11 protein-coding genes are annotated in these 12,323 nt (G+C 65.3%); 5 read left to right on the forward strand and 6 right to left on the reverse strand.

Features of this window, described 5'->3' with window-relative positions:
* Positions 1-189 precede the first annotated feature (189 nt).
* The gene (locus JQT59_RS08390; RefSeq protein ID WP_109334459.1) at positions 190-696 is read left to right on the forward strand and encodes a mycothiol transferase; all 507 of its coding nucleotides are present in this window, start codon (positions 190-192) and stop codon (positions 694-696) included.
* Here the strand turns inward: JQT59_RS08390 and JQT59_RS08395 are convergent.
* The gene (locus JQT59_RS08395; RefSeq protein ID WP_213575730.1) at positions 681-1,907 is read right to left on the reverse strand and encodes an oxygenase MpaB family protein; all 1,227 of its coding nucleotides are present in this window, start codon (positions 1,905-1,907) and stop codon (positions 681-683) included. The genes JQT59_RS08390 and JQT59_RS08395 overlap by 16 nt on opposite strands.
* 179 nt (positions 1,908-2,086) lie before the next feature.
* Here JQT59_RS08395 and JQT59_RS08400 point away from each other — a divergent pair, with 179 nt between their 5' ends.
* Entirely contained in the window at positions 2,087-2,659 is a 573-nt protein-coding gene (locus JQT59_RS08400) for a TetR/AcrR family transcriptional regulator (RefSeq protein ID WP_249354249.1), read from the forward strand.
* 107 nt (positions 2,660-2,766) lie between these two features.
* Here the strand turns inward: JQT59_RS08400 and JQT59_RS08405 are convergent, their stop codons facing one another.
* Positions 2,767-5,070 carry a serine/threonine-protein kinase gene (locus tag JQT59_RS08405; protein WP_213575732.1) on the reverse strand — a complete coding sequence of 768 codons (2,304 nt, stop codon included), beginning with the start codon at positions 5,068-5,070 and terminating at the stop codon, positions 2,767-2,769.
* Between the two features lie 91 nt (positions 5,071-5,161).
* A complete protein-coding gene (locus tag JQT59_RS08410; protein WP_213575733.1) occupies positions 5,162-6,457 on the reverse strand; it encodes a glycosyltransferase 87 family protein in 1,296 nt (431 codons plus the stop codon).
* A gap of 185 nt (positions 6,458-6,642) precedes the next feature.
* Here JQT59_RS08410 and JQT59_RS08415 point away from each other — a divergent pair, with 185 nt between their 5' ends.
* Together JQT59_RS08415 and JQT59_RS08420 are read left to right on the forward strand one after the other, a co-directional pair.
* A complete protein-coding gene (locus tag JQT59_RS08415) occupies positions 6,643-6,975 on the forward strand; it encodes an ArsR/SmtB family transcription factor (protein ID WP_213575734.1) in 333 nt (110 codons plus the stop codon).
* Positions 6,972-7,460, forward strand: coding sequence for an SRPBCC family protein (locus tag JQT59_RS08420; RefSeq protein ID WP_213575735.1), 489 nt, complete (start codon positions 6,972-6,974; stop codon positions 7,458-7,460). Before JQT59_RS08415 ends, JQT59_RS08420 begins: the two co-directional genes overlap by 4 nt.
* A 53-nt stretch (positions 7,461-7,513) precedes the next feature.
* On the opposite strand, the gene JQT59_RS08425 is transcribed toward JQT59_RS08420, so the two are convergent.
* The 3 genes from JQT59_RS08425 to JQT59_RS08435 all read right to left on the reverse strand — a co-directional run bounded on the left by JQT59_RS08425 (position 7,514) and on the right by JQT59_RS08435 (position 10,922).
* Complete coding sequence (locus tag JQT59_RS08425; RefSeq protein WP_502939804.1) at positions 7,514-8,959, reverse strand: amino acid permease; 1,446 nt, start codon at positions 8,957-8,959, stop codon at positions 7,514-7,516.
* A 16-nt stretch (positions 8,960-8,975) separates the two neighbouring features.
* Positions 8,976-10,202, reverse strand: coding sequence for a Glu/Leu/Phe/Val dehydrogenase dimerization domain-containing protein (locus tag JQT59_RS08430; RefSeq protein ID WP_213577535.1), 1,227 nt, complete (start codon positions 10,200-10,202; stop codon positions 8,976-8,978).
* 189 nt (positions 10,203-10,391) lie between these two features.
* A complete protein-coding gene (locus tag JQT59_RS08435) occupies positions 10,392-10,922 on the reverse strand; it encodes an Lrp/AsnC family transcriptional regulator (protein WP_213575736.1) in 531 nt (176 codons plus the stop codon).
* 182 nt (positions 10,923-11,104) lie between these two features.
* On the opposite strand from JQT59_RS08435, the gene hppD reads away from it, so the two are divergent.
* Complete coding sequence (gene hppD / locus JQT59_RS08440) at positions 11,105-12,310, forward strand: 4-hydroxyphenylpyruvate dioxygenase (protein WP_213575737.1); 1,206 nt, start codon at positions 11,105-11,107, stop codon at positions 12,308-12,310.
* The last annotated feature ends 13 nt before the right edge of the window (positions 12,311-12,323 follow it).

Here is a 12,323-nt window from a genome sequence, read left to right on the forward strand (position 1 = left end):
GTAGTGGGGAATCAACGATGCGGCGAGCGGACCGCGGCGTGGCACCGGCGCGGCCTGTGGCAAGGGAACGCGGCACAGGGTGGTCGGTGACGTAGGCGATATGCCCGTCCGGTGTCGCATCTCTGCCCGCCCGGGTACGCGAACGGTCATAGTGGACAGGGGAAACGTATACGCGACGAGGGGAACATCGTGGATCACAGTGCGCTGTTGACCGACGCTTTCGACCGCATCCAGGAGACCGTGCACGAGGCGCTGTCCGAATTACCGTCCGACGCACTCACCTATCGGGTGGACGAGGACGCGAACACCATCGCCTGGTTGGTCTGGCATCTCACCCGGGTGCAGGACGACCATGTTGCCGGGGTCGCGGGCACCGAGCAGGTGTGGACGTCGGGCGGCTGGTGTGAACGATTCGACCTGCCTTTCCCGGTGGCCGCGATCGGGTACGGGCAGTCGTCCGCCGAGGTGGCGAGGGTGACGACCGCAGCCGGACTTCTGCTCGGATACCACGATGCGGTCCACGACCGAACCGTCGACTACGTCCAGTCGATCGGTACGGACGACCTCGATCGCATCGTCGACGAGAACTGGGATCCGCCGGTCACTCTCGGCGTGCGGCTGATCAGCGTGATCTCCGACGATCTGCAGCACGCCGGGCAGGCCGCGTACATCCGCGGACTCTACGAACGGCGCTGATCCGGCCCACGCTTCGGTTCGTTGTCGGCGAGCCAATTTTCCACTCGCCGCCGTGAGCGCCGGCTCACCCGCTGCCGAACCGCCGGGCTCAGTCTCGCCGCACCGTGCAGCGCACCGTTTCCGACGAGAGCCAGCGGTACATACCAGGCCAGTGTGGCTGGCAGTCCCAACTCCCGCATCCCGGCCTTGCCGGAGAACAGGCGCTGGATGCTGAGGAGGCGCTGCCGGTTGATTCTGCGTCGCAACGATTGCGCACGGTCGTAGGAGAAGTTGCCCCAGGACCTCTGTAGTGCGTCTGCCAGAATCCGCGAGTTGTCGTCCGGCCCGGGCGCGAACATCCCGATCTGGCACATGTTCCGCCGCCCGGTGTTCTCGTCGTCGACCAGCCAGTGGTCGTCGATGCCCATCAGCCACCCGATGTACCGCCACAGGTGCATGACGTCGCGGCCCTCGTCTGCGGAGACCCACACGCCGAGCGACCGCAGGCCGATGAGGAAGGTCGTCGAGAAGAGCGCGAGGGTACCGGCCTGATCCGACTGATTGATCGGCATGCCCCACTCGGTGACATCCCAGTCCTCGTCCCGCAGCAAACTGTGGTTGACGAACGCATGCATCAACCGGACGTGCACCGACAGCTGCCAGCCCTGCCGGTCGCGGTCCATCCCGCCGGGGAGGACGCACTCGTACCACCACCGGACCGTCTCGGTGACACGCGCACCCGCTCGATCGCCGACGAGCCTGCCTGTGGACACGAGCTGTCGGGTGGTCGCCGAGCTCCGGTACCCGTTCATCAACGAGCCCGTGGCGAGAAGATCGAGCCCTGTCATGCCGCTACGGAGGCAGACGGCGGCTCCTCGCTCGAGTCGTGCGCCGTCCACCCAGGAGGGCCGGTGATCCACCGAGTCGAAGAAGGCGGCGAGGGGCGCCGCGGGGTCCTCCACGTCGGTGATTCCGCGGGACAGTGCGGTGGTGAACTGCGCCATCGTCACCGTCTTGTCGACGAGGATGGCCTGCGCGAGCGCCGCACCGAGCTCGTCCTGACTTGCCACCGCCCGGGCGTGACGGTCCTCCTCGACGGGTGTCGGTGTCGTATCTCCGTGGGTGAGCAGTGACAGCGCCCGCATCGACCGGCGACCCCACTCGACATCACGGGCGAATCGGCGGGGCGGTACGAACTCGGACACGGTTTCCCGGGTCGGCATTTCTGTCATGTCGATGGACTCGATTCGGGGCGCGTAGGTACTTCCGACCAGCTCTGACGGCTGCTGAGTTACAGTGCACACCACCAAATCGGACGGGTACAAGTCGCATTGAGGCGCAGAAGGGACCGGTCGAGGCAATGGGCACTGGCCAGCGGAAAGGTCCTTCCCAGCAGCGGTCACACGCGACGGTGGCACGCATCTTGTCGGCCACTGGTCAGGTTTTGGAAGCCAAGGGTTACGCCGGGTGCAGCACCGGCGCCATCGCAGAGGCGGCCGGTATCTCGAAGGGTTCGGTATACCAGTACTTCGCCAACAAGGACGAGATCATCGAGGTTCTCCTCGACGGGATTCTCGACGAGACGACGCGCATCTTCGGGGAGCATCTCGACCGATCCGTCGGGCACGGCACCTTCCTGCGAGATCCCGCTCTCCAGGGGCAACTCCTGGCCGTGCTGGACAGCTATCGCGGGATACTCGCGCCTCTGCTCAACGACGCTCCGCACCTCGGACTGACGCACCGCTCGGCACGCCTCGAGGAGCGCTGCCGAGACCTGCTGCGCACGTATGTGACGCTCAATCCGTCGGCGATTGCTCCCGGCGTGGATCTCGAATCGCTGCTGCTGGTTCTCACGGTCAGCTACCGAGCGGTGAGCCTCGAGTACCTGCGCCGAGACCTCCGGGAGCGCCGCACCGAGCTGGCGGCGGTGTTGTACAACATGACAATGGGCGGCCTGGCAGGCGGAAAACTCGGCGGGCTGTAACACAAAGGGGCCCTCGAGAGAAATATCAGTTGAGCCCCGTGGCGCTGTCGGACCCCGACCCGGCAGCGCCAGGGGCTTTCTCCTTACCGCAGCCGCACGTCGAACGACTACCGACGCCGCCCGGCAGGTGCACCGGGCACCTCTATCCGTACGACTCGCTCCAGTGCCCGCAGATCGCTCTCGATCCGGCGGAACAGCTGGTACACGCCGATGAACGCGAAGATTCCACCCAGGCACAGTGCTCGAACCGTCGCATTGACGGCGTCGCTGGGGTCGCCGCCGACGAAACTGAGTCCGGCGACTCCGATCAACGGCACCGCCGCCGCGACCGCGAGGTAGCGCGGCATGCTGCGGGCGAGGCTTCGGATGCCGCGGCAGTCGGAGCTGCGCAACTCGCCGTGCGACAGGAGGATCGGCAACAAGCATCGGACGGCGTAGAACGTGAGGATGAAGAACGGGTACGCCACCGCCACTGCGCCGCACACCGCAAGTGAGGCCAACACTTGCGTGTAGGCGCGGAGCGGTATGCCGCCGGCGGTGATCTGCAGGGCGATCGGGTAGGCGACCCCGGCCACCAGCCACAACGCGAAGCTGACTACGACGGCACGATGGCCGAGGGTCAGCGTGGCGGCGCGGGCTTTGCCGAGAATGCCGGAACTGTAGGTGCGGCCCTGGCTGAGACCACGCGGCACCGTGATCGACAGCCGACACCAGTAGAGGATGAGAACCGCGCCGAGCGGAAAGGCGACACCGCCGATGATCAGGTGGACCTGCTCGAGATTCTCCTGTGCCTCCGCGGGAAGCGCGGAGATGATCAGGACCTTGTTGTAGTAGTAGTTGTACCCCGCCGCCAGCAGGTTCGGGATTCCGATCGCCGCGAGCCCGATGGCCGGGGCATAGCGCCACATCGTCGCGCGCCGGCTTCCCGGCGTCGGGTCGACGAGATCGCGTGCGTGCGGGTCGAGGCACAGCGCGAACTGGCGGGCGAGCTTGCGTCCACTCGACCACCGATCCTCCCGGTCGGGTGCCAGTGACTTCACCAGGACGCGGCGCAGCGCCGCCGGACAACCGTCGGGCAACGGGTTCTGTTCGAGGTCCACACCACGGCGTCGCGATTCGAGGAGCACGTGCGGTGACGGCGTCGCCTCTCCCGCCTCGCCGTCGGAGAACGGCCTGCTTCCGGTCAGTAGTTCCCACAGCAGGACGCCCAGTGCGTAGATGTCGCTCCGGGTGTCGAGATCACCAGCGGTTCGTGCCGCACCGGGGTCGCAGGCCTCTAGCTGTTCGGGTGACATGTATGCCACCGAACCGCCGACGAATCCGGCAGCGCCGGGCGTTGCCACATTGTCGCTGGAACTTACATTGAAGTCGGCCAGTTTGGGCACGCCCTCGACACCGAGCAGGACATTTGCCGGTTTGATGTCTCGGTGCAGCACTCCGTGTTTGCACGCGTATTCGAGGGCGTCGGCGAGGCGTAATCCGATCCAGGCGACGGTCTCAGGCCAGGACAGGGCAGCGATCTCGCTGCGCACGCTGGAATCTTCGGGCCGCATCTCTCCTTTCTCGTCGAGGACACGGTCGATCGAATCGAGGAGAAGCTGCCCTGAGCGTTTGTCGGGCGGTGTGGCGCGCACCAACCGGACGACGTCCAGCAAGGTGCCGCCCGGGACGTACTCCATGAAGAGCAACCGGAGTTGGCGCTCTTCCAAGAGTCGCTGATCGAAAACGCGCACGATGTACGGATGGTCGAGTTGGGCCATCGTCTGCGGCTCGGTGCCGACGTTGCGCGAGATCTTCAGTGCTACCCACCGTTGCATCGAGTGTTGCCGGGCGAGGAACACCCGCGCGAACGCTCCCCGGCCCAGCTCCCGGACGAGTTCGAAATCCTCGAGCCGGGCTCCGACATCGAATGCGTCGCCCACCGTCGGCTCCGACGCGCGCGGCTGCCGATGCGCATCCAGTGTGAGTAGGCCCTCGAAGCGGTTCGCCTGAGTGGGGTACGCCTTCAGATAGTCGTCGGCCTCCACCTTGTCACCGCTGTCGCGTCGGACCCGGAATTCCTCGTAGAGGAGATCCGCCGGCAGCGGTTCGGCCAGGAGCTCGGGAAATTCGAGGCAATAGTCGGCGAGCCGTTTCGGCTGCCCCGAACGCAGCCAGCGGTATTCGAGATCCACCTTGATCAGTTGAGCCAGTGCTGCCCGTCGAATGGCTGCCGTATCGGGAAGATATTCGCTGAGGGCAGCCGGGGAACCGGACGACTCCCAGTCGGCGACCAGTTGTTCGACGCCACTCTCCACGACGAATCCGCTGTCCGACGCAGTGACGGGCGAAGACGCGACGGCCGTGTCCGGTCCCAGTTCGGTGGGTGGGCCGGTCGCGACCGTCACGTCACTCGGCGGGCGATCGTTCATGGTGTTCGATTCGGGACACGGGGCGGGGAGCCACGGCAACGTGACTACTCTCAGGATATTCCGGTCGAGTCCAGCCGGTGGCGAAAGCCGGTCACGCGCTCCGTAACGGCAGGTGCGGGGGATCCTCGAGCACCGGATCGACGGGCTCGGACGGCAACGTGGCCAGGGCGGGGGGTCGCGTTCTGCGTGCGAAAACGGCCGACGCGACAAGGACCGGGACGTAGACGACGAGGTAGATGTTCTGCATTACCGGGGCCACGGGCCATGAGGGCGGGTACAGGAACAGGCCGATCACGATGAAGTCCGTGCTCCACCAGTACGGCCACGCCGCGGTCGCGGCGAACAATCCAGCCGCGGCGCACCACCAGAGTCGGCTCACCGTCAGCGCGCGGTGCACCAACCAGACGAGCAGGGGAATCAACCACACCCAGTGATGACTCCAGGAATACGGCGACACCACGGCCATGGTGAGGCCGCTGAGGGCGACCGCGAGGAGGTGCTCGCCGCGCTCGTACAACCGCACTGACACCAGAATGCTGACAACGGTGACGGTCGCGGCCAGGACGAACCACAGCCACAGCGGCGCCTGTCCGTCGGTCAGCCGGGCCAGGGTGCCACGCAGAGACTGGTTCGACGGGTGTCTGTTGTCGGCGATGCGGGTCGAGTCGAAGAACGTGCTGGTCCAGTACTGCCGCGAATCACCGGGGATCACCGCCCATGCCACACCCACGGTCGCGAGGAAGGCCGATATGGCGACGGCAGCCGCACGCCACTGGCGCAAGGCCAGGAACACCAGCACGAAATACGCAGGAGTCAGTTTGACTCCGGCGCTGACCCCCGTCCCCACTCCCCGCAGTCGGCTGGAATTCGGCCGCGAGAAGTCCCACAGCACCAGCAGCATCAGCACCAGATTGATCTGGCCGTAGAACAGGGTTGTCCGTACCGGCTCGAGGAAGGTGCACGTGATAGTCGCCAGGGCCGTGACGAGCAGCAGGTAGGGGGTGATCCGGTAGCCGAGGATCCGGCAGCACAGCACGATGCACGCGGCGAGCACGAACAGATTCACTGCCATCCACAGGTTGTCGACGTAGGCGCCGGGGATCCGCTCGAGCGGGACGAAGGCGAGTGCCGAGAACGGGGTGTAGGTGTACAGCAATCCGAGTACGACGGGGCCACCGTAGAGCGGCAGGTCGTGCTGCACCCGCCACCCACCGTCCCGGTACACGTGGAGGTCGGCGCCCCCGGCGAACAACCCGATGTCAGGGGTCCACGGATCGATGGGGCCGAGCACCAAGGCGGCGGCCACCGTCGCGCTCACCACCAACCCGATCACGAGGGTCAGGCTGCGAGGTAAGAGAACACGGTCGCCTGCCTTTGACCCGGCCATGCCCGTCCCCTTTTCTTCTCCCCGCCCCGAGGTACACGCTAACCGGCGAGAGTCGGCGGCTTCGGTAGTGCGGGCGGGGCAACCGGATTCGTTATCCATCCGTATCGGCTCCGAGACGCCGTGACCCGAGCTGCGCGCAGGCCGGGGGGTTGACGGCACCCCCAGCGAGTGAAACACTGAACTAGATGGTTCAGCATTCAGCTCTCGACACTTCGTTCGCCGCGCTGGCCGACCCCACGCGACGCGGAATTCTGCAGAGACTCGGCCGGGGCGCCAGCACGATCAGCGATTTGGCAGAGCACTTCGAGATGACACTCACCGGCATCAAGAAGCACGTGCACCTGCTCGAGGTTGCGGGCATGGTCGTGACGGAAAAACGTGGGCGGGTGCGGTACTGCATGCTCGGCGCGAATTCCCTCGAGCGTGAGGTGGCCTGGATACGGGACTACCAAACGTCTCTGCAGGGCCGACTGGACCGTCTGGATGAATTCCTCACACGAACGGAAGGCACCTCATGAGCACCTCCACTCCCCCCACGGCTGCGACGCTCACCACCCCGGCGGATCGCGAAATCCGCGTCGAACGCATTTTCAATGCCCCGCGCGAACGGGTGTGGGCAGCTTTCACCACCCCCGACCTGCTGGCGCAGTGGTGGGGCCGCGGAAATCGGCTCGACATCGAGCGCTGGGAATTCGAGCGCGGTGGCCACTGGCGTTTCGTCGAACACTCCGAGGGAGACACCCACGGATTCGAGGGCCGGTTCCGTGAGATCGCTCCCATGGAGCGTCTCGTGTACACCTTCGAATGGGACGGTATGCCCGGGCACGTCACGGTCGACCACAACACCTACACCGATCTGGGCGACGGTCGCACCAAACTGACGGTCGTCAGCCAGTTCCACACGCCCGAAGAGCGCGACGGAATGCTGCAATCCGGCATGGAAGGTGGCATGAACGAGAGCTACGCCGCCCTCGATGCGGTTCTGGCGCAGACGACGTGGTGATCTCGCCGATCGCTTGACCGGCCTCGGTCCCCCTCCGGTCGAAGGCCGACCTCTCAGTGGGCGGACTCGGCGGCCGCTTTCACGTCGCCGCTCGTCCTCCGCTGCCGACGTCCGAGGGCCCAGCAAGCCAGGGTGATCGCGCACGTGAAGGTGAGGGTCGCGATGAGCTGATTTCGCGCTGCGTCGTCGAACAGGGCCAGAACCGCCACGGCGGCGAGCAGGGCGAGAGCGACATAGGACAGATACGGGAAACCCCACATCATCAGCGGCAGATCGTTGCGGCCTTCTTTCTCGGCGCGGCGGCGTAATACGATCTGCGACACCGTGACGAATGTCCACAACACCAGAATTGTCGACCCGACTGCGTTGAGCAGCAGGGGAAGTACCCGATCGGGTGCGAGGTAGTTGAGAACCACCGTCAAAAAACCGAAGGTCACCGACGCGAGCACCGCGAGGCGGGGTACGCCGTTGCTGGATACCCGCCCGAAAATTCTGGCCGCGGCGCCGCGCTCGGACAGCGAGTAGATCATCCGTGAACCACTGAACAGCATGGCGTTGAGCGAGGACAGCAGGGCGATCACCACGACGACGGTCATCACCGCGCCGGCCCCGGGCACGTGCGCGGCGTTCAGCACCGCGACGAAGGGGCCCGAGGAGAGTTCCTCGGCAGTCCACGGCAGTACCGTCACCATGATGAGAACGGAACCGATGTAGAACACCAGGATTCGCCACACGATGGAGCGCACCGCCCGGCTCACGTTGCGGCGCGGCTCGGACGTCTCTGCGGCCGCAATGGCCATTACCTCGGTGCCGCCGAACGCGAACACCACGATGAGTAGTCCGGCCGCGATGCCGGTGACCCCGTTGGGGGCGAATCCACCGTGACCCGTGAGGTTGGCCAGCGCGGGAGCGTCGAAGCTCGGAATCCAACCGAAGATCATCGCGGAGCCGATGCCCAGGAACCCGACAATCGCCGCGATTTTCAGTGCAGCGAACCAGAATTCGAACTCGCCGAATCGGGAGACACCCGCCAGGTTCACGGCGGTCAGCACACTCATGTAGAAGAGCGCCGCCGCCCATTGCGGCACCGCCGGTATCGACGCCGCGGTGATGGCTGCCGCAGCGGTTGCCTCGGCGGCCACCACGATGACCACCTGCACCCAGTAGAGCCAGCCGATCGTGCGCCCCGCGATCGGCCCCATCGCCTTCTCGGCGTGGACCGAGAAGGCGCCGCTGTCGGGGTCGGCTGCCACCATTTCGCCCATCATGCGCATCACCAACACGACGAGAAAGCCGGCGATCAGGAAGGACACGAGCACTGCCGGACCCGCGACGGCGATCCCGGCGCCGGAACCGACGAACAACCCGGCCCCGATCGCGCCGCCCAGGCTCATCATCACAAGCTGTCGTGGCTTCATCGCCTGCTGAAGTCCGCGGGTGACAATGTCTTTCGTGGGTGCAGGCGGTGTCTGCACCACTGTGTCGTGAACTGTGTTCATGCGGTCTCCCAGGACGTCAGACGAGCTGATCGAGAGCGATCTCGAAGGCGGTACCGGCAATCCCGGTCGGCTGCTGTGATCGCGCGTGGCACCGCTCGAGTGCAGTCGCCACCGTGGTGGACACATCACCGAAGATGGCGTCGTCGGACACCTCGATGTCGCCCTCCATCAGCAAAGCGAACGCTCGGGCCATGCCGCAGTTGGCGATGAAGTCGGGCACCACTGCCACACTCTTGTCGGCGTACTCGTAGGTGGGGCCGTAGAAGATCTCGTCGTCGGCGAAGGGCACGTTGGCCCCGCTCGCCACCACTTCGAGGCCGCCGTCGATCAACCGGTCCACCTGGTCGCGTGTCACCAGGCGGGATGCCGCGCAAGGCAGGAACACCTCCGCGCCGACGCTCCAGATCGTCTCGTTGATGTCGGCGAAAGGCACAGCGCCGGGGGCGTTCAGCTCGTTGCCCGACCTGGTGAGGAACAGATCGCGGATCTGTTCGAAGTCGTACCCGTCGGTGTTCGACACCCCGCCGTTGCGGTCGATGATTCCGACGATGCGGGCGCCGGACTGGGCCAGGTAGTAGGCGGCGGTGGCCCCGACGTTGCCCCAGCCCTGCATGATCACCCGCTTGCCGGTGAGTTCACCGCCGTAGACGCGGTAGTAGTGGCGTACCGATTCCGCGACGCCCCAGCCGGTGATCAGGTCGGACACCGTGTACTTGGCCTGCGGGTCGGGGGTGAAGCGCGGATCCTCGACCACCTTCGCGACACCGAGCCGGAGTTGCCCCACCCGCTGCACCCGTTCCCGGTCGCTGGCCGCGAAGTGTCCGTTGACGACGCCTTCCTGCGGGTGCCAGAGCCCGTAGCTCTCGGTGATCGGGACGACCTCAGCCATCTCGTCCACGTTCAGGTCGCCGCCGGTGCCGTAGTACGCCTTCAGCAGCGGGGTGACGGCCCTGAACCAGCGTCGCAACACCTCGTCCTTGCGTGGGTCCGTCGGATCGAAGTCGATGCCCGACTTGGCGCCGCCGATGGCGGGCCCGGAGACGGTGAACTTCACTTCCATCGTCTTGGCCAGGGACTCCACTTCCCGGCGGTCCAGGCCGCGCCGCATCCGGGTTCCACCGCCGGCAGCGCCCCCACGCAGGGAGTTGATCACTGTCCATCCGCGGGCGGACGTCTCGGTGTCGTGCCACTCGAAGACGATCTCGGGGGCCTTTTCTTCGAATCGGGTGAGCAGGTTCTTCATGGCTTCTTTCGGAGTCGGGCGGCCGGGCAGCAGTGCGATCGAGCCGTTCCCTCGATCAGCACCCGCTGTTACGGCGATCACTGTGGCGGGCGCCACTCCCATGCCGCAAGCAGCCCTGCAGCACGTAGCCAGGATGAACATCACCACGACAGGTTTTCGGTGTTTTTCTAGGCAACGTGCCCAGCAAACTCAGCGATCGACGTGCTGATCGGTGGCCCGGTACGCGGGAGCCTTCGCCGAACCGCGACGGTCGAGGGTGCGCAGCAGCGGCATCGACCGATACGGAACGATCACGGAGAGCACCATCACGCTCGTGGACCGCGCGACGACGCTCGACTTGTTCAGATCGATCAACGTCTGCTGCAAACCGATATGTGATTGGGCCGCGACCCGGCAGAGGATGTCGCCCGAACCGGTGGTCGCGAAGGCTTCGAGCACACCGGGAATCGACTCGAGCTCCGACGTCACCGAGTCGAGTGCGCCCTGCGCCGTCTCCAGGGTGACGAATGCCTGCACGTCGAAACCGGCAGCCGAAATGTCGATATGCGGCTCGTAACCGGCGATGATGCCCGACTCCTCGAGCTTGCGTACCCGCGCCTGAACGGTGGCTCGGGCCACCTTGATTCGACGCGACAGCTCCAGCACTCCCGCCTTCGGGTCGGCGTGCATGGCGTCGAGCAGCGCGAAATCGAGCTCGTCCAGCTGCACGGCATCCTTCATGCGAACACCACCTCCGAGGTCGATCAGCTAGTCCGACTGTATAACAAATCGCGTGATTTGCTCCTCGAAAGTGGCACTGCGGCTAGGAACTCCTGGCTCGGTTGCCTACGACGGCGGAGTGGGTTTTCGTGGTGACGCAGGCGACAGTCCGGCTTACCGGCCCATGAAAGAGGAAGACTCCGATGACGATCGAACAGACACTTACCGACAAGGAACGTTTGGCGGATCTCGATCTCGATCAGCTCAGGCAGTTGGTGGGTCTGGTGGAGTATGACTCGGCGGCGGATCCGTTTCCGGTCAGTGGTTGGGATGCGGTCGTGTGGGTGGTGGGGAATGCCACCCAGAGCGCGCATTATTTTCAGTCGGCGTTCGGGATGACTCTGGTCGCCTACTCCGGGCCGACCACCGGTAACCGCGATCACCACAGTTTCGTTCTCGAATCCGGGGCGGTCAGGTTCGTGATCAAGGGTGCCGTGGACCCGGACAGCTCCTTGATCGAGCATCATCGCGTCCACGGTGACGGTGTCGTGGACATCGCGCTGGCGGTGCCCGATGTCGACAAGTGCATTGCGCATGCCCGGGCGCAGGGTGCGACCGTTCTGGACGAGCCCCATGACGTCACCGATGAGCACGGCACCGTTCGTCTGGCGGCGATCGCGACCTACGGCGATACCCGGCACACCCTCGTCGACCGCAGCCGTTACACCGGCCCCTACCTGCCCGGCTACGTCGAACGCACCTCCACGCACCGCAAACGGGAGGGCGCCCCGAAACGGTTGTTCCAGGCCCTCGATCATGTGGTCGGCAACGTCGAATTGGGCAAGATGGACGAGTGGGTCGGGTTCTACAACCGGGTGATGGGCTTTACGAACATGGCGGAGTTCGTGGGCGAGGACATCGCCACCGATTACTCCGCGCTGATGAGCAAGGTCGTCTCGAACGGCAATCATCGGGTGAAGTTCCCGCTCAACGAGCCGGCGATCGCGAAGAAGCGGTCGCAGATCGATGAGTACCTCGATTTCTATCGTGGTCCCGGTGCCCAGCATCTGGCGTTGGCCACCAATGACATTCTCACCGCCGTCGATCAGCTGACCGCCGAGGGTGTCGAGTTCTTGGCCACCCCGGATTCGTATTACGAGGATCCGGAACTGCGGGCCCGGATCGGGAACGTGCGTGCCCCGATCGAGGAGCTGCAGAAGCGGGGGATCCTCGTCGACCGCGACGAGGACGGATACCTGCTGCAGATCTTCACCAAACCACTCGTCGACCGTCCTACCGTGTTCTTCGAACTCATCGAACGCCACGGTTCCCTAGGTTTCGGTATCGGCAACTTCAAGGCCCTCTTCGAAGCCATCGAGCGAGAACAAGCCGCCCGCGGAAACTTCTGACACGCGGCTCGAG

It is taken from the genome of Rhodococcus sp. USK13, assembly GCF_018343855.1.
Taxonomy (GTDB): Bacteria; Actinomycetota; Actinomycetes; order Mycobacteriales; family Mycobacteriaceae; genus Rhodococcus_F; species Rhodococcus_F oxybenzonivorans.